This is a genomic window from Pseudomonas oryzicola (genome assembly GCF_014269185.2).
GTDB lineage: Bacteria > Pseudomonadota > Gammaproteobacteria > Pseudomonadales > Pseudomonadaceae > Aquipseudomonas > Aquipseudomonas oryzicola.
Map to the genome: position 1 here is coordinate 73,266 of NZ_JABWRZ020000003.1, position 21,876 is coordinate 95,141.

Below are 21,876 nucleotides of genomic sequence, written 5' to 3' on the forward strand. Positions count from 1 at the left end.
CATGAATATCCTTATACTCAGCTTTTACTATCCTCCTGACCTCTCTGCCGGGTCTTTCAGGACCAAGGCTCTGGTAAACTCGCTAGTCAAGGATAGCGATAAAAAAGTGACTGTTACGGTATTAACAACACAGCCAAGTCGTTACCAAAGCTACACGCCGGCAGCATCTTCAGTTGAAATATCTGAAGCAGTTACTGTCAGGCGCATCGCGGTGGGAGCTCGCTGCGGCGGTTTTCTCGGGCAGGCGATACTGTTTTCGCAATATGCCAAGGAAGTTATTAAGTTCATTAAAGGAAAAGAATACGATGTGGTGTTCGCGACGTCATCGCGGATGATGACGGCCACGCTCGGCTCCTTTGTTGCACGAAAATTGAACATCAAGCTTTTCCTCGACCTGAGAGATCTGTTTATAGATGCACTACCGGATGTTTTTCCTATGCGGGTAGGCTGCCTCGCCGCTTGGAGCCTACGGTTCCTGGAACGCTGGACAGTAACAAAAGCTCAATCTGTAAACTTAGCATCACCCGGTTTCGTGAATTACTTCAAAAGCCAATACCCCAATATGCCATTTACGGTGCACACGAATGGTATTGATGACATTTTTATTGAAAACCCGCTACTGCAAAGCAAACCAGCCAGTACGAAGTTAAATATTTTATACGCGGGAAACATCGGCATGGGCCAAGGGCTGCATCATATAATCCCGCAATTAGCAGCCAAGCTTTCCGAACAAGCAAAATTCACTGTCATCGGATGTGGAAGTGCCATCACTCAGCTGAAGTCTGCACTATCTCAACACAGCGTTACCAACGTCGAGATTATTGAGCCCGTGCGAAGAACCGACTTAATCAAGTACTATCAGAATGCAGATGTGCTTTTCCTGCATCTCAATGATATGCCTTCACTGAAAAATGTGATACCTTCAAAGCTCTTTGAATATGCAGCCACCGAGAAACCGATCCTCGGAGGCCTGAGTGGATTTTCAGCAGAATTTGCCTCAAATAACATTACCAACATTGGAATTTTCAATCCCTGCGATGTCGAATCGGCACTTACAGCACTCCAAAAGCTCCATATTGGCGTGACTGACAGAAGAGATTTCGTTAGCAAGTTTTCACGAAAACAAATTATTAAGAAAATGGCTAACGTGCTATTACAAGAAACATAAGTTTTCCGTATAGCAGTATCTCATCCGGTATCGCCTTTATAATAGATGGCATCACTCAAATGAATCTAATCAACGCATTTAAAAACAGTACACCAAACGTCAAACTCGAGCATGGAGATGGCGGTATAACATGCATTTCCACTCTCGGCCAGACGGAACACGAGTATGTGTACTCCGATGTGCTAGTTTTTTCTGAGTGGTTTAGCGATATAGAATCTGCAACTTTTTCCCTTCTTTGCAGAAATGGCACCTCAATAAGTATTGCCTTTTTTTATTTCGACGCCAATAAAACCAAGATTGACAGCAAGATACATCCGTCCAACCAGATGATTTCATTTAATCCTCCGGAAGGAACGGTGTATTTTCGCCTGGCGCTTCGCGTATACGGGCCAACAGAAGACCTATTGATTGCCATGCCGTCTGGCAACAATGAATCCGTGTTAGCAATGATGACAGCTTACAATAGCTTCAACTACTGCGCGCCCGAGATCGAGAAAAAAGCATCCTTCTGCAACAAAACCCCATTAATACTGCTAGAAACGCTATTCTGCGACACAGAAACAAATATTTCCGCAATAACAAAATACTTGAGTTATTTCAAAGGACTAATCGGTCTAGTTGCAAAGCAGGACTATAAAAACTTCGCTTGGCTGATTCATGTATCCAGCGACAAAGGCCGTGCCATTGATGAAATTCGGAAATCAATTGAGCGCCTTCAACTTCAGGGAAATACCATATTGAACATATATGATCACCCTGCGGATGGATATAAAAATGAGCATGAGACGCACATTGACCGTTTACGCCGACCTAACTCTACATATCCTGAACTTCGCGAAAAAATATTTACAAGCGCGTTAAGCGCCGCAGGCATCGCTCCTGAAAAAATTTCACCTGAGCAACTATTGATTCGCGTTGCAATTGATGATGACGATTTTATTTCCCCTCACTATTTCAGCAAGATTGTTGAGTTGGCCGTTCAAGAAGCCAAGGACCTTGATGAGGAAAACCCCCAGACCGTTATTGGAATCAATCGCATCTGGACTACTTACCTAACACCCGGAGGAAACTCTGTCGTCCATGACGTGGTTTTTTCAAGGATGATGACTGGATGCAAGTTTTCGGTAGGCCGCGGCATGATTCCCCTCACGCCTTATGCAATCCATGAACGCTTTGAAGACGTGCAGAATATTGCAGGCCGGAGCATACCGCATAAAATTTTCAAGCTAGAAAAACCAATTTTTTCCTACAATCGTCACGGCGGAAACTACTCCAATCAAAATAAAAAAAGCTACTACGACGAACACATAGGCACTTATCAGTTTAAAAACCATGAGGAACTGATAACGTTCATTGAGAACTTCTAATACACTCTTGATCGCCAAGGAGCATGGCTTCTTGGCGAGTTCTAATTATTCACCCAGGCTAACCCAATTCGGAGTTAACCATGTCGCAATTCAGAACCGAACTCAACCAATGCATTCGCTGGGCTTTTTCGCTCGGCAAAAAGTTTTTGGGGGCGGCACCGATCCAAACGTCCTCGGTTCAAGTTATTTACATATTCAGCCAAGTCTTGCTGCTTCTGGCTTTTTTTCTGCCGTTGAAGGCGATTATTATTGTCAGCTCAGGCAGTATCCCGAATTATTTCCCCAGCGCAATTAAAAGCTACTCACACAACACTGTAGTAATCTGGCTTAGTGTCAGCGCGATTTTTTTCTATGCCATACACCTGTGCTTTGAACTTCTTGCAACAAAGGTCACCGCGCACGGAGCGCGTTCACTAATAGCAAAAACCAAGAAAATTGTACTGTTTGACAACCAAGAATCCATTGCAATAAATGCATATTCCAGATTCACCAGAGGATTGGCTGACCTCCTATTTTTTATCATTTCGGCAATCGTCCTTTTTATTTTTTACCCTCTTATTTCCACCTTGATCGGCGCATGCATTGTTGCATCCTACTCTATACTCTCTATTGCATATAACCAATCCAAACGACTTCGCAAGACAATCACCCTGCACTCCCAAGACGCGCTAAACACAGTCAGTGGTTTTATATTCCTCATCGTGTTCCTGGGGGTAATCGGTGATTTTCTCTATTTCACTCCCCCTCCAGCTTTTACAGCCCTAATATCTTTGTTGCTGGTGAGACAGTCACTGCAACGCCTAATTGGCTTTTGCATCAAACTGATTATGTTGCGGGCGCAGCACCTGCAAATTACTGCCATGTTCTTTCATAATCTCCCACTTTTATCAACGCCCTCTCAGAAAACTGACAATATCCACACTCTCATTGCGCCAGAACAGCGACAACACTGGATGCCTGCTGTTTTAAAATCACTTTTCACGCAAGATTTTACGGTAGAAAGCGTTAATAATTTCCAGCTTGGCTACCCAGATGTATACTGTTATGGTGTCGACTGCGCATCGAATACTAAACGTAAAAGTTTTATTATAAAGTTATTTGACTCAACTCGCGCCTACGCAGCATCGCAAGAGGCCTCGTTAATCTCAGAAATTAACAACTTGCCTTGCCCAAAACTCCTGAAGTCTGGGTTATTGAAAGACAGCGCATATCACATATTTGAATGGAATCATGAAGACAAGATGTCTGGTAGAGAATACTACCTAAACTCTCTTGAGTTTCAAGCGCAACTACTAGCCCTCACTCCACCTGCCGCGCTGTTAAAGAAGTTTGGAAGGTCCAAAAGCCATTTAGAAAACAGATTACATGCGAACATGCTAAAGGAGCTTAGTCTTTATGCAGTCACTGCTCAAGACCAAGCCCAGGTCCTGGCACTTTCAGAGGAAATGAAATCGATTAAGTTGTACTTAAGCGATCTTCCTAAACAACTTATTTCGTTTGATATCACACCTGACACACTTTTGAAAAATCTCGATGGCCAGCTTTCATCCCTTCAATGGGGTAATTGGCATTTTGAACCAGTCGGCGCAAACTGGCCCGTTACAGAGCATCAAAAACTGGAAGATGCCGTCAGAAATTCGAATATCCAGAATGCATCCAGGCAGATCAACTTAGAGACTGCAAAACTTTGCTCAGTGATGTATCTATTTGAACGCTATATCAACAAGCGCGACTACCAAGCGGCTTTAAATCTAATAAAAGAAATCTTGAGCCATGCACGAGCACTTAAAGTTGATTGTGATCTAAGGTCCCCAATAGACCAATAGACAGACACAAGGCAAACGAAAGCAAGCACTTAGCACAATCCGTTTTTGCTAGTAGGGGTATATTTTGAACAAGATCGTGTATGAAGACACCCACATCCAAGTCATACATTCTCCTGGCGCAGGCAAAAGCGTGGTAATTACTTTTGGTGATATGTTTTATCTCGCCAACGGATCAACTTTTTTTGCGGAAGCGCCTGCGAAGAAATTGAATCTGTCTGCCATCGGGTTCATGGCAAAAACTCGAAATTGGTATCCACAAGAGAGCGTAAGAAAAGCTATAGTTAAGATCGCTGATATTTTAGCTCAAAGCGATTTTCGCGTAGTTTACGGTGGATCGATGGGCGGATATGCTGCGCTAAAGTTTTCTCGGTTATTAGGTGCTGATAGAGTTTACTCTCTCGTCCCGCAGTTCTCTATTGCCCCCAATGAAATATGCGACCACCGCTATAACTCTTATTTTAACGAAAACTCGAACATAGACAACGCTATAACCTACCAGGATTTGGCTGGGGATATATATATTACCCACGATCCTGTTTTTCACCTCGACCATCAACACGTTGATAAAATCAGCAGGTTAGGCTACCCGATAACACTCATACCTTTGCGCTTCTCTATACATGGCGCCACGACCATACTCGCCAGTACTTCTTTCTTCGATGCTATAATTTGCGGAGACCGCATCTCCAAACGAAACCTTCTCTGTATCTTCAAAGAGCGCAAAAGGGTCTCTCGAAGTTATATTGAAGGCCTTGCCGAATACCTTAGCCATAAAAAACCTCGGACAGCTCTCAGGCTGATTTCTAACAGTATCGCAAATGGATTAATTGTTGATAACGCTAGAATTAGAAATACCATATCTATTTGCCTTAAGAAACATCATCTGAACACTGGCAGCATTGAAGAGTTTGAGTATTTGCTCGCACTAGGGGTTAAGAGATCACATAGTGATCTTAACGTTGACAGACCAGCACTAAAAACCGCCCACAACACGATACTTGCCTATGATTCAATTACAAGGGAAATAATTCAAACAACAATAGACTGGACAAGACAACTTGTTTTTTTGCACCCTTTATCGATAAACGAAGGTAGCGGGCTATTGTCTATAACCGGCGACACCGGTACATCCATCTTGGTTACCCGCAATAACGAAGTGCGCACCGTAATTGAAGGGAGCGAATACCACGCGACTAACTATATTGTTTATCGAAAAAACAATGATTACTACACCATCTCCAGCGCAACCAAACATCTCAGCGCAATGTCAAATGGGAAATGTGCCTTTAGCGTGGAGCACGTAAGAGCTTGGGAAAAATTTTATCCAGCGAGCTTCAGCAGTACGCTACAACATTTTTGAAATAGCTTGCGGGAATGAGTGAAAAAATTTGCTCAACGCCCTGTCCTGGCAACGAAGCACAACTGACTAGGTTGTTCGTGCTCTCGACCTACGGATGGTGCGTCGGTAGTTATTGAATGCTTCGGGAGAGGTGCGCCTTTAACGCGCAAGAACCAGGGCAATGCCCTGGTTTTGAAGACTTTGACTGCTGAGGAGTCGATCTCGCTCAGTGGCGACGTTGGTTATGCCGATCTCGGAGTGACTTGTTCGTACTTTCCTTAGATCTTGATTCTTTGCGCTACTCCAGATTCAAATAGCCTGAAGTAGCGGCGGTCTTAATAGACCCGATCCTGCACCAACCTCTTCAAATACTGCCCATACCCATTCTTCGCCAACGGTTCCGCCAGTTTCAACAGCTGCTCCGCCCCGATCCACCCCTGCCGGAACGCCACTTCTTCCGGACAAGCCACCTTCAACCCCTGCCGCCGCTCGATAGTCGCGATATACCCACTGGCCTCCAGCAACGAATCATGCGTCCCGGTATCCAGCCAGGCATACCCGCGCCCCATGATTTCCACCGACAACCGATTCTGCTCGAGATATACGCGATTCAAGTCGGTAATTTCCAGTTCGCCGCGTGCAGACGGCTTGATGCCTTTGGCAATCTCGACCACGTCCTTGTCGTAGAAGTACAACCCGGTCACGGCATAGCTGGACTTCGGATTGGCCGGCTTCTCTTCCAGGCTGATCGCCTTGCCCTTGTCATCGAACTCGACTACGCCGTAGCGTTCTGGGTCGTGCACGTGGTAGGCGAATACGCTGGCACCGTCACCACGGGCCATGGCATTGCCCAGCAGTTGCTGGAAATCATGGCCGTAGTAGATGTTATCGCCCAGCACCAGCGCCGACAGGTCGTTGCCGATGAACTCTTCACCGATCAGAAAGGCTTGCGCAAGGCCGTCTGGCGAAGCTTGTACGGCGTAGGAAATGCTGATGCCCCACTGCTGGCCATCGCCCAGCAGTTGCTCGAAGCGTGGGGTGTCCTGCGGGGTGGAGATGATGAGGACGTCCTGGATACCCGCAAGCATCAGCGTGGTCAGCGGGTAGTAGATCATCGGCTTGTCGTACACCGGCAACAGTTGCTTGGATATCGCCAGGGTCGCCGGGTGCAGGCGGGTACCCGAGCCGCCCGCCAGGATGATGCCTTTACGCTTGATAGTATTCATTTTTCGTGTATTTCCGTGAGCATGCGAGCCACACCCAGGCGCCAGTCCGGCAAGGTCAGGGCAAACGCTTTCTGCAGTTTATGGGTGTCCAGACGCGAATTGGCAGGCCGCTTGGCCGGCGTCGGATAGGCATCGGTGGTCAACGGGTTGACCTGTTCAGCATGGGCTTTCAGGGACACGCCCTGGGCAACCGCATGTTCAAGCACATAGCGGGCGTAGCCGCACCAGGTGGTTTCACCGCCTGCCGCCAGGTGATAAAGGCCGGTCAGGGCCGGGTTGGCTCGGGTCGCGGTAATGGCATGGGCGGTAACATCGGCGATCAGTTCGGCACCAGTGGGGGCACCGTACTGGTCATCGATCACGCCCAGGCTGTCGCGCTCCGCGGCCAGGCGCAGCATGGTCTTGGCGAAGTTCTTGCCGCGTGCGGCATATACCCAGCAGGTGCGGAAGATCAAATGCTGGCAAGCGGAAGCCTGAATGGCCTCTTCGCCAGCCAGCTTGCTTTCGCCATAGGCATTCAGCGGGCCGACCGTATCCTCTTCCCGCCAGGGCTGGGTACCCTGCCCCGGGAACACGTAATCGGTAGAGTAATGCACCAGCAACGCACCACAGTCAGCGGCGGCGCAGGCCAGCACGCCAACAGCTTCGGCGTTTACCCTGAAAGCTTGCTCGCGTTCGCTTTCCGCCTTGTCCACGGCGGTGTAGGCGGCAGCATTGACGATGACATCAGGCGCATAGGTGCGCACGGTTTCGGCCAGGCCCGACAGGTTGGCCAGATCGCCGCAGTACGCCTGGCTGCGGGAATTCAGCGCCAACAACTGGCCCAGCGGGGCCAGGCTGCGTTGCAGTTCCCAGCCCACCTGGCCGTCCTTGCCCAGTAGCAGAATCTTCATGCCGAGCGACCTGCGTAGTTTTTCTCGACCCAGTCGCGGTAGCTACCGGATTGTACGTTCTGCACCCATTCCTGGTTGTCGAGGTACCAGGCCACGGTCTTGCGAATGCCGGTCTCGAAGGTTTCGGCAGGTTTCCAGCCCAGTTCGCGCTCAAGCTTGCGCGCGTCGATGGCGTAACGGCGGTCATGACCGGGGCGGTCGGTCACGTAGGTGATCTGTTCGGCGTAGGGCTTGCCGTCGGAGCGTGGGCGCAATTCGTCCAGCAGGGCGCACACACGGTTGACGATTTCCAGGTTGGGCTTTTCGTTCCAGCCGCCCACGTTGTACACCTCGCCGGTCTTACCGGCTTCCAGTACGCGGCGGATGGCGCTGCAGTGGTCCTTGACGTACAACCAGTCGCGAATCTGCTGGCCATCGCCGTACACCGGCAGCGGTTTGCCAGCCAGGGCATTGACGATCATCAGTGGAATGAGCTTTTCCGGGAAGTGATACGGGCCGTAGTTGTTCGAGCAGTTGGTGGTCAGCACCGGCAGACCGTAGGTATGGTGGTACGAGCGCACCAGGTGGTCACTGGCGGCCTTGCTGGCCGAGTACGGGCTGTTGGGCTGGTACTGGTGGGTTTCGGTGAAGGCTGGATCACCGGCAGCCAGCGAGCCGTAAACTTCGTCGGTGGACACGTGCAGGAAACGGAATGCCTGACGCGCCTGACCATCCAGACCGCCCCAGTAGGCGCGTACCGCTTCCAGCAGGCGGAAGGTGCCGACAATGTTGGTTTCGATGAAGTCTTCCGGACCGTGGATCGAACGGTCCACGTGCGACTCGGCGGCAAAGTTGACAATGGCGCGTGGCTGGTGCTCCTGCAACAGGCGGGCTACCAGCTCGGAGTCGCCGATGTCGCCATGCACGAAGAGGTGACGCTTGTCGTCCTGCAGGCTGCTCAGGGTTTGCAGATTGCCTGCGTAGGTGAGTTTGTCGAGGTTGATCACAGGCTCATTCGAGCCCGCCAACCAGTCCAGGACGAAGTTTGCGCCGATGAAGCCAGCGCCGCCTGTTACTAAAATAGTCATTGTCCGTGTTTCCCTGATAGGTATCCAAACCTGGCAAGATTTTGAATTCAATATATGACAGACCACCCGGTAAGGGCTGGCCCTTTTTATTTTCAACGGTAAGCGCTACCCGTTACGGCTCCTGCCGCTGGCGCTCATACAGCCAGTCAACAATCTCTCCACCCGGCGTATAACCACTTACCGTATCTCTGAGCAACTGGCGTACCGTCTTGAAGTCGTCAGCGGAAATGGCCGCCATCAGTGCCTCAAGGTTTTGCTTGAGCTGGTCCCACTGAATGTAGTCTTCATTGGCACACATGATCATCGGGTGGCGCGTGACCAACACATTTTCGCCAATCAGCAATTCTTCATAGAGCTTTTCGCCCGGCCGCAGGCCGATGAACTCGATGGAAATGTCGCCATGCGGGTTTTGCTCGGAACGAACACTAAACCCCGAAAGATGGATCATTTTTTCGGCCAGCTCGGTGATACGCACCGGCTCACCCATGTCAAGCACAAATACATCCCCACCCTGCCCCATCGAGCCTGCTTGAATCACCAACTGAGCGGCTTCAGGGATCGTCATGAAGTAGCGCGTAATCTTGGGGTGGGTCACCGTAAGCGGGCCGCCGTGCTTGATCTGCTTGTGGAACAGCGGAATCACCGACCCCGACGAACCCAGTACGTTGCCAAAGCGCACCATGGTGAAGCGGGTCTTGTTCACCCGCGCAATCTTGCTGCTGTCACCATACAACACCGGTGCCGCTTCACGGCTCAATGCCTGCAGGATCAACTCGGACAGGCGTTTGGTGCTGCCCATTACATTGGTCGGGCGCACTGCCTTGTCAGTTGAGATCAGCACAAAGTTCGCTACCCCCGACTGCAGTGCCGCCTGGGCAGTATTAAGCGTGCCGAACACATTGTTGATGATGCCTTCAGCCATGTTGTGCTCGACCATCGGCACATGCTTGTACGCCGCCGCGTGATACACCGTATCGACCCGCCAGGTGGTCATGATGTCGACAAGGTGCTGCTGGTTACGCACCGACCCGAGCATCGGCAGCAGTCGCACCGACAACGACTCACGCGCGATACGCTGTTCCAGCTCGCTCAGGATGTTGTACAAGTTGTATTCACTGTGGTCGAACAACAGCAAGGTCTTGGGGCGCAGCCCGACAATCTGCCGGCATAGCTCGGAGCCGATCGATCCGCCGGCCCCTGTCACCAGCACGATCTGCTTCTTGATGCAGTGCTCAAGCAGGTCGCCCTGTGCCGGCACCGGGTCGCGCCCGAGTAAATCGGCTATATCGACATCCTGAATGTCATCGACCTTGACTCGTCCACTCGCCAGGTCGGCGAATGCCGGTACGCTGCGCACGTGAAGCGGGTAGGGTTCAAGCAGTGCGAGGATTTCCCTGCGCCGGGCGCGCGAGGCTGAAGGCAGCGCGAGAAGAACCTCCTGGGCACCGGTTTCCTTGATCAGCTTCTGCAAATGTTTCGGTGTGTATACCTGCAACCCGGAAATAACCCGGTTTGCAAGGTCGCGATCGTCGTCGATAAAGGCCACGGGGCGCATCGCCCGCCCCATCCGCAGTGCCGCCAGCAGCTGGTTACCAGCCGTGCCCGCGCCGTAGATAGCCACCTTGGTCGCCCCTTCGTCGCGATGCTTGAACGGAAGCTGATGCGCCCCGCTGAACCAGTCACCAAGGAAGTACTGACGCATGGTCAGGCGCAGGCCACCAATGATTACCAGGCTCAACCACCAGTAGTTGAAAACAATCGAGCGCGGTATCACCACCTGATGGTTGCTGTACCAGTAGACCACGACGGCAAGAATGAGCGATGACAAGGTCACAGCCTTGATGATCGCAACCAGCGCATCGTTGCCGAAATAGCGCATCACTGCCCGGTACATACCGAAGCGGATGAACAACGGCACCGCCACTAGCGGCGCAACGAGGAACAGCCAGGGGTGTTCGAGGATGGGGTTGTACATTTCATCGATACCCAACCGCACGATGAACGACAACCACAACGCGAGCCAGATCAGCACGACGTCGGTGCACACCTGCAAGAGCCGCTTTTTCCGCCGCGAAAGGCTCACCAGGTAAAGGCGAAGCCCCTTGTTGCCCTTGTCTTTCATCCTGCGCTCCTTGATGCCGATGTGCCTCGTTCGCTCGAGCAGAGGCCCTGCCAGCTTGAACGCACCAACAAACGGGTTGTGCCATTGCGTTGGACCATGTTACTCCCGTTCCCCGGCACGATACTTGACCGCCAGCAGTGTCAGAGGCGCATAGGCAACCAAGGTTCCCAGCACTCCGTCGACCTTCATGATCACGACCGCTGCCGCGATTGGCAGCAGCCAGAGCAGGTTGATCGCCGCTACCGACAGGCTCACCGGCAAGTGGCTGCCATGCCGGCGCGACGCGTACTGATAGGCATGGCTTCGATGGGCCTCGTAGACCTTCTCACCCCGCGTCAGGCGCCGAATCAGCGTAAACGTGGCATCCACCACGAACACGCCCAGGAGTATCAACCACCCCCAGAATAATAGAGGGTTTATCCATCCTGCCTGGAGCGCCAGCAGCCCAAGCACGATGCCCAGGAAACCGCTGCCGGCATCCCCCATGAAAATCCGTGCCGGGGGGAAATTCCAGAACAGGAACCCGGCCACTGTGACGGCCAGCAACATGGGCAACCAGATGGCCTGGGTATTGCCAGTCATCCAGTAGAGCAGCCCTCCACCCATGCAGACACATATCGCCTCGATGCTGGCGATGCCATCGATGCCGTCCATGAAGTTGTAAAGGTTAAGTAGCCACACGAGATACAACAAACCGATGACCACCCCGAGTGCAGCCGGTGCTAGCGCCAGGCCGAACACGCTGAGCGGCGGCATGCCACCCAACCAGTACAACCCCCACCCCGCTGCCGCAAAATGGCCCAGCAAGCGCCAGCGTGCCGCAATGTGCCCGTGGTCGTCCATGAAACCGATCAGGGCAATCAGCCCCCCCGCCCCCATCAGCCCGTACAGCAAACCCGGGGCGATGATGCCATTCCACCCGAGAAACAACGCGGCAATCAGGAATGTGGCGACAAACGCCACCCCGCCACCACGCGGTGTTGGCAGGGAATGAGAGCTGCGTGCATTGGGGATATCCAGCAGGCTGCGGGCCAGTGCATAACGACGCAACGCCGCAGTCATCAGCAGCGAGCCGAGCCCTGCGGCCAAAATCAGCCAAATCATAAATGTCGGTTTTCCAGGTAGGATCGAGCGGTAATGGCCAGGCCTTGCTTCAACGTCAGGGGTGGCACCCAGCCAAGCAACTGATGGTTCTTGCCAATGTCGACCTGCAATGAGCCGAACAGGCGCTGGGCCAGATCACGTCGGCCAAGCGCTCGCGCGGCCAGCAGCAGGGCTTGCCGTGGCACCGGAAGCAATCGCGCCGGACGGCCGAGCGCAACGCCCAACTGGCGTAGCAGCTGGGTCAGCGAGACATCTTCTCCGTCACTGGCAAGAAACGTCTGGTTTGCGGCCCGTGGATGGTCGATGCAGGTAATGATCAGGTTGACGAGGTTGTCGACTGAAACCAGGCTGCGGCGGTTGTCGACGGCCCCGAACGGCAACGGCACGCCGCACAGCACCCAGCGCATCATGCTCTGGAAATTGGCTTTCACACCGGGTCCGTAAACGAGCACCGGACGAATCACCACAACCTCCATGTCCGTAGCCCGGGCCAATTGATACAGGCCCTGCTCCGCTTCGAGTTTGGATATGCCGTAAGCGTCCCGCGGGGCAGGCTCCTGATCTGCATGAAAGGGTTGGCCAGGGGTGCTGCTCTCACCGTTGACCTTGATCGAACTGATAAAAATGAAACGACGAACGCCGGCCGCTGCAGCCTGCCGGGCCAGGTGCAGGGTGCCGTCGACATTGACCTTGCGGAATTCTGCCAGGCTATCGCTGGCGGTGTCCTTCATCACGTGCACGCGGGCGGCAGTGTGGACGACCACATCGACCCCGTCGAGCACAGGCGCCCAGTCGGTAGCGCCATCCAGCTCGCCGACGACTGCGCTCGGCACGCCGGACGGCAGCACGGCACCTGGCTTACGTAGCCCTGCACGGGTGCAGTAGGTGCCCAGCTCGCTCAACTTGCGACACAGTGCACCACCTACGAACCCGCTGGCCCCTGTAACCAGTATTGTTGGTCTATTCATGAAAAATGACTCGCAAAAGCCGCCCAAGATCGCCGGCATGGCGCGCCCCTGACGGATGAATCGTAACTGCGGAAATCTGCGCAGAGGCACCGGGCAGCAGTCTCCGGCACAGCTGACGCAAGGGGACGGAAGCATACATGCAGACGTTCGTTGGCAGAATATACAACTGATGTTCTATACACTAGGACCAGAAAATTCCATCTTGGCTGCCAGCCTTTTCCGTAGAGCCGACGGCATAACCCGCAGTGATACGCTTGCGCCCGAATGCCGGGCTAGATGCAGAGCATTTACCTGACAGCGACACGACAGATACACAGCAAAAGGCATTTTGTCAAAAGCAGAGTACCGTTCCGGGCACCAGCACTACCCGCCAAGAAACACAACACGATACAAGTACAATAAAGTGTCAGCATGAACAAGATGGCTACACCAAGCACTATTTTCACGCGCCCTCGCCGACATCGAAGTCTCACCACCGACCAAACAGACAAACCCGACGGCAGAGCGCAAAATTGACGAAAACACTAAAATTCGCATTAATCGTTTCGTCAAGACACCATGATAACTGGATGCCACTATAACAAGCGCATTTACATTAATGAAACAGCACCAAAAATCACTGATCCCGCGCGACTGAATCACCATTCAACGATGACAGCACATCTCACCCGGAAGTTTATCCAACCAAACTTCCCCACCTCTATTCCAAAACGCGCTTCCACGAATGATATCACGATGATAGCATTCAGCAAACGCCACGCCTGCCCCCGGGGTGGGGCAGGCCCGCGCGAAACGAAGCCAAAAGAGACTCTGTTGCATCCGACTTGCCCTGCGAGCCAGCAAATCGCCATTCCAAGAGCATGAAAAGGCAAGACCCTGTAGGGAATTTCATCAAACTTTGTAGCGATTCCCCAGCATTTCATGCAACCGTTTGCCTTCACTGATCAACGAATCATGATGACAAAGCACTGGCCCGATACATGCCCAGGAGCGCTACGCCTCTACCTGCAACGATTGCTTGCGGCACCATCGGGCCCTACCCTGGCAAAGGTTCACTAAGGTCGTAGGATGTGATCTAATCGGTGCACGAGCGCTATAGCTGTTGCTCCTGCCAGATGAATGAATAGGCGAGGCCAGCCGGGATGAAGCAGTCGTACAAACGGGAGTATGCAAGCTCCCTATTGGTTAATGGAAATGAGCACGCTTAATGCAAAATTATTCAGTATCGCCGACGGAGATGGCCAGAAGCCTTTGGCGCAACAAGCTTTTGATTGTGCAGCTGAGCAAACGAGAAGTTCTTGATCGCTACCGAGGTTCAATCCTGGGATTGTCCTGGTCTTTCTTCAACCCCGTCCTGATGCTGATCATTTATACCTTCGTTTTCTCTATCGTGTTCAAGGCACGCTGGGGAGGCAATCCCGAAGAAAGCAAGAGCGACTTTGCCATAATCCTGTACATTGGCCTGATCCTGCACGGCCTCTTCGCCGAATGTATAAATCGTTCGCCGACACTTATCACTTCCAACGTGAGTTATGTGAAAAAAGTGGTGTTCCCACTGGAAATCTTGCCGTGGGCGGCATTGCTTTCCTCGCTGTTCCATTCACTGGTCAATTTCATCGTTCTTTTTCTTGCAATGCTCTTGCTCAACCATTCAGTTCCCAGCACAGCCCTGCTGTTCCCGCTGGTCGTCGCCCCGCTTATTCTGGGCACCCTCGGTTTCAGCTGGTTCATCGCCTCGCTGGGCGTCTACCTGCGCGACGTCAGCCAGGTCACCAATATGATAACGACCATCCTGCTTTTCATGTCTGGGGTGTTTTTCCCTATTACAGCCTTGCCAGTTGCCTATCACGAGTGGCTGCGACTGAATCCACTGGCGACCATCATCGAGCAAAGCCGCAATGTGCTGATTTTCGGTAATGCTCCAGATCCAACTGCACTTGCATACCTCTATGCATTGGGCCTTTTGACCGCAATCTGCGGCTTCGCCTGGTTCCAGAAAACTCGCAAAGGATTTGCAGATGTGCTCTGACAACGTCATTACCGTGGCCGATGTATCCAAGTGCTACGAAATTTACGAGAAGCCCCACCATCGGCTCCTGCAGATGCTCAGCCGCGGCCGCAGAAACTACTGCCGGGAGTTCTGGGCTGTCAGGAACGTGTCATTTGAGATAAAGGCCGGGGAAACCGTCGGCATCATCGGTAGCAATGGCTCCGGCAAGTCCACGCTTCTGCAAATGCTGTGCGGCACGCTCAATACCACTGCCGGTGAAATCAAGGTAAAGGGGCGCATTGCCGCACTGCTGGAGCTTGGCGCGGGGTTCAACCCGGAGTTTACCGGCCGTGAGAACGTGTACCTGAATGCCGCTATTCTCGGCTTGAACCGAGAGCAGATCGATCAGCAGTTCGCCGCTATCGAAGAGTTCGCCGAGATTGGCAGCTTCATTGACCAGCCGGTCAAGACTTACTCCTCCGGCATGTACGTACGCCTGGCCTTTTCCGTAGCCATCCACACCAACCCAAGCATTCTGGTGGTCGATGAGGCACTCTCCGTTGGCGACGCCCGCTTCCAGGCGAAATGCCTGGATCGCATCAAGCAGATGAAGCAGTCTGGCGTCAGTATTCTGTTCGTCTCGCACGATGTGGGCGCCGTGCGCAGCTTGTGCGATCGAGCCGTTTGGCTCGACAAAGGCGTAGTGCGCGGTATCGGCGATGTCTTCATGATTACCGCCCTGTATACCGAACATCTGTTCAACGGCAGCAAATCCGATACAGAGCCCGCCGTGGCAGCGCAAGCCGAAACCACGACAGGAACGCCAGTGCAGCATCGGCCTATCAATCATTGGGGCTCGCATGTGGGCCTGATTGTCAGTGCCGGGCTCTACAACCGCCAGGGCGAACAAAAAAGCCTGTTCGTCGACTACGAGCCCATTACCGTAAAAATCCGTTTCCGCCCGCATATGCTGAAAGGGACAGAGGGCCTGTCGGTTTCATTCTCGTTGAAGAATCTGGCGGGTACCGATCTGGTGGTCGGCAGCACGTGGAACCATGATCACTTCTTTGATGAACATGCCACTCAGGACGAAGTAACGTTTGAATTCGAGAACCCGTTGATAACTGGCGAGTACCTGTTGGTCGCCGCCGTTGAAAACCGTTCATCCGCCAGCATCCACTATTACGAATACGTGGAAGGCGCGCAGTACTTTTCCTCTTCCTTTGCAAGCAACCCGTTTGGACAATTCATGCCTCGCATGGCTGTATCCATGACGGCGTCTGACGCTAACACCTCGATTTAGGGATGACTCATCCGATGAAGCAGCCTTGTGACCCGAACACCACTGACACTGCGCCAAGCGATGTCAATTCTCTGACCTACTGGGATCACCGCTTCTCAACCGACTGGGAAGAAAACCAAGGGCGCGAACAGAGTCGCTTCTTCAGTGAGATCGCCATCGAACTGATGCCGAAATGGCTCGTCGATTACTGGCGGGACAACGATCTTACCCTGTGCGACTGGGGCTGTGCCCAAGGTGACGGCACGGTAAGCCTGGCTGAACTGCTAGGCCTGAACAAGGTGACGGGCGTCGACTTTTCGCCGGAAGCGATAGAAAAAGCGACGGACCAGTACAAGTCGCATTCATTTCTGTGTACTGATTTCCTGGGTAGCGAAACTACCCGCCGCTGGGATATCGTTTTTTCCTCGAATACCCTGGAACATTTCGAGCAGCCGTGGGATGTTCTGAAACAGGTGACGCAGCACGCCAACGACTTCGTGGTTCTGTTGCTGCCGTTCCAGGAGCATGAGCGTATAAAAGAACACTTTTATACCTTCGACTACAGCAACATTCCTTTCACGATGGGCGACTGGACGCTGGTCCATTCTCGCTCCATTGCAACGAGCGACCGAGTGCCCAGTTACTGGCCCGGTGCACAGATACTGCTGGTCTATGTCAACCACCGCATGCTCACCAAAGTTGGTCAGAACCTCGACTCGGTGGAAATTGAGACCGCGGCGGGCAAACTGATACCGCACGAGCTCGAAATCCACCTGCAGGCTCGTCAGGCTCTTGACGAGCTGAACCAGACCCGGCGTGACCTGGCCGACGCGACCAAGGCACTTGTCGAAGCCAGCGAGCGCGAGGCAAACCTGCAAAGCCGCCTCACAGACGCACTGCTGTCCCATAGCAGGCTCAAAGACGAACATGCACAGCTGCTGAACAGCCACTCCTGGAAACTCACCTCTCCGCTTCGTTTTGCCATGCGCCTGGCCAAGCACGGCCTGATAGCGCAAGACAAACAAGCGCTCAAGCAGCTCTGCAAAACCAGCTTCCATCGCCTGCCCCTGCCCGCCAGCGTCAAGCATCAAGCGCTTGATTTTTATCGCAAATCCAGGGGCCAACCGGCACTCAGAACACCGCTGCCGGTAGCAGCCGGCAAATTCGCTTTGCCGGCCATCAAGCCAGCAGCGCAGGCCCCCGGGCTCCCCGACTATATTTTCTGGGGTGTCATAGACTGGCACTTCCGGCATCAGCGGCCCCAACAGCTGGCACAGGCATTGGCCAAGGCCGGTCGCAGGGTTTTCTATATTTCCGTCAACCTGGTCGACTGCCCTGACGAGGGGTTCAATGTCGAACAGCTGGACAGTGATGGCCGCCTGTTCCAGATCAATCTGTATGCCAAGGGCGCACCTGTCATTTATTACAACCCGGCCGGCGTGGACACCACCAGCCAACTTCGCAGCTCCATTGGCTGCGTGCTTGCCTGGGCCAACTCCCGCGCACTGGTATCGGTAGTCCAACATGCCTTCTGGTACGAAACGGCAACCGTACTGCCGAACAGCGAGGTCGTGTATGACTGCATGGACCACCACGAAGGCTTTGGCAATGTCTCCGAGGAGATGCTGGCCATTGAAAAAGCACTGATATCAAATTCGGACCTGACCATCACCACTTCTTCCTGGCTGGATGAACTGGTGAGCAAAAGCACCTCGAAACGCGCACTGATACGAAATGCCGGTGAATACCAGCACTTCGCCCATCGCCCGGCAGAAGTGTTCAAGGCACCCGAAGGGCAGAAGGTGATTGGCTATTACGGCGCTATCGCCGAATGGTTCGATGTCGATCTGCTGGAGGCCATTGCGGCTCGCTTCCCCCAGCACCTTGTCCTGATGATCGGGGCAGACACGGTCAATGCTGCCGCTCGCCTCTCCAAGTACGGGAACGTCGTATTCACCGGGGAGAAAGCCTATGCCGAACTGCCCGGCTACCTGCACGCTTTCGACGTGTGCCTGCTACCGTTCCAGGTCATTCCGTTGACCCTGGCAACGAACCCAGTGAAGGTCTATGAATACCTGAGCGCGGGTAAACCGGTCGTGTCGGTAGACCTGCCGGAAATTCGTCAATTTGAAAATCTGGTGCACACGGCACAGGATCATGAGGCATTCCTTGATGCGCTCGATCAGGTACTGACCAACCCCAGCAGTGAGCAAGATGTTCAGCGCCGGCAAGCATTTGCCAGCAACCAGACCTGGCTGCACCGCGCCGAGCAACTCATAGGCGTTATCGAGGACCCTGAACAACAAGGCCCTCGCATCAGCGTCGTGGTCGTCACCTACAATAACCTGGAGCTCACCAAGGCCTGCCTAAGCAGCCTGGATGAACACACCAACTACAACAACTTCGAAATCATCGTTGTAGACAATGCCTCTGCCGATGGCTCCCCCGACTACCTGCGTGAGTGGGCCAGCAAGGGTGGCAACCGTCGCCTGATCCTGAATGAAGACAACCTCGGTTTTGCCGCTGGTAACAACGTGGGCCTGGCCATTGCCGACGGCGACTATCTGGTTCTGTTGAACAATGACACCTACGTCACCCCGGGCTGGCTCAGTACGCTCTATCGCCACCTGGAGCGCGACCCGACACTCGGCATCATCGGCCCTGTTACCAACAACATCGGCAACGAAGCAAAAATCCAGATTCACTATTCCAACATGGACGAGATGCTGCAGGCATCGAGTCAATATACCCGCGCCAATATCGGCAAGACGCACAAGCTGCACACCGCAGCATTTTTCTGCGTGATGTTCCCCCGTGACGTCTATGAGGCAGTCGGCCCACTGGATGAAGCGTTCGGCCGCGGCTTCTTCGAGGATGATGATTACTGCCGACGCATCCAGCAACTCGGACGCTCGGTAGCCTGCGCCGAGGACGTGTTTATCCACCATCATCTTTCGGCATCGTTCAACAAGTTGCGTAGTGCCGATCGGCAGGCTCTCTTTGAGCAGAACAAGGCCCTTTACGAAGCGAAATGGGGCCCTTGGACTCCGCACGGCTACCGGTCTGAGGGAAAATAGCCCGATGACGCCCGATGCTACGGGAAGCATCGTCGTTGACGATGGCAATGTCCAGGCAAGGGTAAAGCTAGTCCGCCCGGTTCCCGGGCGGCACTTGCTACCCTGGCATCGGGTAAGGCTTACAAGTACTTCAATGGTGCGGCCTTGCTGGTCTTTGCTTCGAGCCATGACGAGGCGCACGAATACCTTCGCAACTACGCCGCCCCTGATCACAAGCCAGCAGGTTCGAACATGAAGAAAATTATGTGTACGGTAGGAACGCGGCCAGAAGCAATCAAAATGGCGCCGGTGATCCTCGAGCTGAAAAAGCAGAACTGGGCACAAGTACGCGTTCTAGCCACCGCCCAACACCGTGAGATGCTCGATCAGGTGATGAATTTCTTCGATATTGCACCGGATATCGATTTGAACATCATGAAACCCAATCAGAACCTCACCGAGCTGACAGCACGGCTGCTGCTCGAACTGGACAAGGTGCTGCTGGAAGAACAGCCAGACGTGGTACTGGCGCAGGGGGACACGACAACCGTTTTCGCCATGGCCTTGGCTTGCTTCTATCGACGCATCCCATTCGGCCATGTCGAGGCCGGTCTGCGCACCTGGGATATGCATAACCCCTTCCCGGAGGAGGCCAACCGCGTCCTCGCCGGCCGCCTTACTCGCTGGCACTTCGCGCCGACCGAAAGCTCAAAAGGCAACCTGCTACGTGAGGGCATTGCTGCAGAGGACATTACTGTCACCGGCAATACGGTGATTGATGCCCTGCTGATGACAGCCCGGAAAGAGCTGAATATCGGCGTCGAAATCGCTGCCGACAAACGCTTGGTACTGGTGACCTCGCATCGACGGGAAAACTTTGGCGAGCCCTTCAAGAACATTTGTGAAGCGCTGAAGTGCCTTGCCGAACGCAACCCTGACATTCAGATTCTCTACCCGGTACACCCCAACCCCAATGTTCACGATGTTGCCCATGCCACACTGGGTAGCGTCGATAACATCATTCTTTGCCAACCACTCGACTACGCACCGTTCATCGCCGCCATGAAACGTGCCTACCTGATCATCAGTGACTCAGGTGGCGTTCAAGAGGAAGCACCGGCACTGGGCATCCCGGTTCTTGTACTGCGCGAAGAAACCGAACGCCCAGAGGCTGTCGACATGGGAGTAGTGAAACTGGTGGGGGCCAACAAGCAAACGATCATCGATGAAGCTCAGCGGCTTCTGGATGATGTTGACGCTTACAGATCCATGGCCCGTGGCGTGTCCCCGTACGGTGACGGTAAAGGGGCGGAACGTATCGTCGACGTGCTGAAGGACCATTTCATCTAAATGCAGTTAATTTATTTGTCCCCTGTTCCCTGGAGTAGCTTTGCCCAGCGGCCACAAAAATTCGCACAATGGTTCCACCTCACCACCGGAGGGCGGGTATTGTGGATAGACCCCTATCCAACCCGCCTGCCTCGCCTCAGTGACCTTACCCATTCACGTAGCAGTGACAGGGGCATTGAAGAACAACAGGGTTGGGTGCAAGTAGTAAAACCTCGCGCGCTTCCGATCGAGCCTCTTCCTCTCTCCGGCACGCTCAACAGCCGCCTGTTCTGGTCGCCGATACTGGATATTGCTCAGAGCTTCGCCGAAGGCAACCCCACGCTGATTGTCGTCGGCAAGCCATCTGAACTTGCAATTCGGCTCGTGCAGTCGTTACCTGGCTGCACTGCAATCTACGATGCGATGGATGACTTTCCTGCATTCTTCTCAGGGTTGTCGCGTCGGGCAATGGAACAGCGAGAAGAGCGACTGGCTGCGCTATGCAACTGCGTTCTGGTTTCCTCAACGCGACTGCATGAAAAATGGCAACCCCGGCATGCTGACGTACGTTTCGTTGGCAATGCCATGGACACACAGCTGATGCCGGACTGGAGCGAAGCGCGCCCGCAGCATGCTAAGAAAGTGTTCGGCTACGTGGGCACAGTAGGCGCCTGGTTCGATTGGGAGTGGGTGGTACGCCTCGCCTTGGCTCGCCCGCAGGATACGGTTCTCATTGTTGGGCCTTTGAGCAACCGCTACAGGGGCAATTTGCCTGCCAACATAGTCCTGCGTCCACCGTGCAGTCACCGCGAAGCGCTCGAGTTGATGCTCACGTTTGACGTGGCACTGATTCCCTTTTTACAAACACCGTTGACCGCAGGCGTTGATCCTATCAAGTACTATGAGTACATCGCTGCCGGGCTACCGGTACTGACTAGCAGCTTTGGTGAAATGCATTATCGGCGCCATGAGACCGGTGTATTCATTTGCGATACAGGAGACAGCATCGACGCGATTGCTGAGCAGGCACTGCGTTACACGCCTACGCAAATGTTTATCGAGTCGTTCATGAAGGAAAATAGCTGGGCAGCACGCTTCGATGGTGCTGCCATCCTTTAGTGGCAAGCGGCACGCTGATC

At 53.5% G+C, this 21,876-nt stretch carries 15 protein-coding genes; 9 read left to right on the forward strand and 6 right to left on the reverse strand.

Annotation, left to right across the window (positions count from 1 at the left end; genetic code table 11):
• The first annotated feature begins 1 nt into the window (after window position 1).
• The 4 genes from HU760_RS22505 (at window position 2) to HU760_RS22520 (ending at window position 5,721) form a co-directional block, all read left to right on the forward strand.
• Entirely contained in the window at window positions 2–1,168 is a 1,167-nt protein-coding gene (locus HU760_RS22505; RefSeq protein WP_225932894.1) for a glycosyltransferase family 4 protein, read from the forward strand.
• Window positions 1,169–1,227: 59 nt separating this feature from the next.
• Window positions 1,228–2,535 carry a hypothetical protein gene (locus tag HU760_RS22510; RefSeq protein ID WP_186678071.1) on the forward strand — a complete coding sequence of 436 codons (1,308 nt, stop codon included), beginning with the start codon at window positions 1,228–1,230 and terminating at the stop codon, window positions 2,533–2,535.
• A gap of 80 nt (window positions 2,536–2,615) precedes the next feature.
• Window positions 2,616–4,361 carry a hypothetical protein gene (locus HU760_RS22515; protein WP_186678072.1) on the forward strand — a complete coding sequence of 582 codons (1,746 nt, stop codon included), beginning with the start codon at window positions 2,616–2,618 and terminating at the stop codon, window positions 4,359–4,361.
• Window positions 4,362–4,425: 64 nt separating this feature from the next.
• Entirely contained in the window at window positions 4,426–5,721 is a 1,296-nt protein-coding gene (locus HU760_RS22520; protein ID WP_186678074.1) for a hypothetical protein, read from the forward strand.
• Between the two features lie 314 nt (window positions 5,722–6,035).
• Here HU760_RS22520 and rfbA read toward each other — a convergent pair whose 3' ends face one another.
• From rfbA to HU760_RS22550, 6 genes are all read right to left on the reverse strand, one after another.
• Window positions 6,036–6,917 (reverse strand): glucose-1-phosphate thymidylyltransferase RfbA, encoded by an 882-nt coding sequence (gene rfbA / locus HU760_RS22525; RefSeq protein ID WP_186678272.1) that lies wholly within the window; start codon window positions 6,915–6,917, stop codon window positions 6,036–6,038.
• A 5-nt stretch (window positions 6,918–6,922) separates the two neighbouring features.
• Window positions 6,923–7,819, reverse strand: coding sequence for a dTDP-4-dehydrorhamnose reductase (rfbD, locus tag HU760_RS22530; protein ID WP_186678075.1), 897 nt, complete (start codon window positions 7,817–7,819; stop codon window positions 6,923–6,925).
• A complete protein-coding gene (rfbB, locus tag HU760_RS22535) occupies window positions 7,816–8,886 on the reverse strand; it encodes a dTDP-glucose 4,6-dehydratase (protein ID WP_186678076.1) in 1,071 nt (356 codons plus the stop codon). Before rfbB ends, rfbD begins: the two co-directional genes overlap by 4 nt.
• A 112-nt stretch (window positions 8,887–8,998) precedes the next feature.
• The gene (locus HU760_RS22540; protein WP_186678077.1) at window positions 8,999–11,008 is read right to left on the reverse strand and encodes a polysaccharide biosynthesis protein; all 2,010 of its coding nucleotides are present in this window, start codon (window positions 11,006–11,008) and stop codon (window positions 8,999–9,001) included.
• Window positions 11,009–11,107: 99 nt separating this feature from the next.
• Window positions 11,108–12,112, reverse strand: a complete 1,005-nt coding sequence (locus tag HU760_RS22545) for an MraY family glycosyltransferase (RefSeq protein WP_186678079.1) — start codon at window positions 12,110–12,112, stop codon at window positions 11,108–11,110.
• A complete protein-coding gene (locus HU760_RS22550; protein WP_186678081.1) occupies window positions 12,109–13,080 on the reverse strand; it encodes a UDP-glucose 4-epimerase family protein in 972 nt (323 codons plus the stop codon). The genes HU760_RS22545 and HU760_RS22550 overlap by 4 nt, the downstream gene beginning before the upstream one ends.
• A gap of 1,207 nt (window positions 13,081–14,287) precedes the next feature.
• Between HU760_RS22550 and HU760_RS22555 the strand changes: the two genes are divergently transcribed.
• The 5 genes from HU760_RS22555 (at window position 14,288) to HU760_RS22575 (ending at window position 21,856) form a co-directional block, all read left to right on the forward strand.
• A complete protein-coding gene (locus tag HU760_RS22555; RefSeq protein WP_186678083.1) occupies window positions 14,288–15,109 on the forward strand; it encodes an ABC transporter permease in 822 nt (273 codons plus the stop codon).
• Window positions 15,099–16,373, forward strand: a complete 1,275-nt coding sequence (locus HU760_RS22560; protein ID WP_186678085.1) for an ABC transporter ATP-binding protein — start codon at window positions 15,099–15,101, stop codon at window positions 16,371–16,373. Before HU760_RS22555 ends, HU760_RS22560 begins: the two co-directional genes overlap by 11 nt.
• Before the next feature lie 2 nt (window positions 16,374–16,375).
• A complete protein-coding gene (locus HU760_RS22565; RefSeq protein ID WP_202883414.1) occupies window positions 16,376–19,429 on the forward strand; it encodes a glycosyltransferase in 3,054 nt (1,017 codons plus the stop codon).
• Window positions 19,430–19,660: 231 nt separating this feature from the next.
• Window positions 19,661–20,758, forward strand: a complete 1,098-nt coding sequence (gene wecB / locus HU760_RS22570; RefSeq protein ID WP_186678278.1) for a non-hydrolyzing UDP-N-acetylglucosamine 2-epimerase — start codon at window positions 19,661–19,663, stop codon at window positions 20,756–20,758.
• Window positions 20,759–21,856, forward strand: a complete 1,098-nt coding sequence (locus HU760_RS22575) for a glycosyltransferase family protein (RefSeq protein WP_186678089.1) — start codon at window positions 20,759–20,761, stop codon at window positions 21,854–21,856. It begins immediately after the preceding gene.
• The last annotated feature ends 20 nt before the right edge of the window (window positions 21,857–21,876 follow it).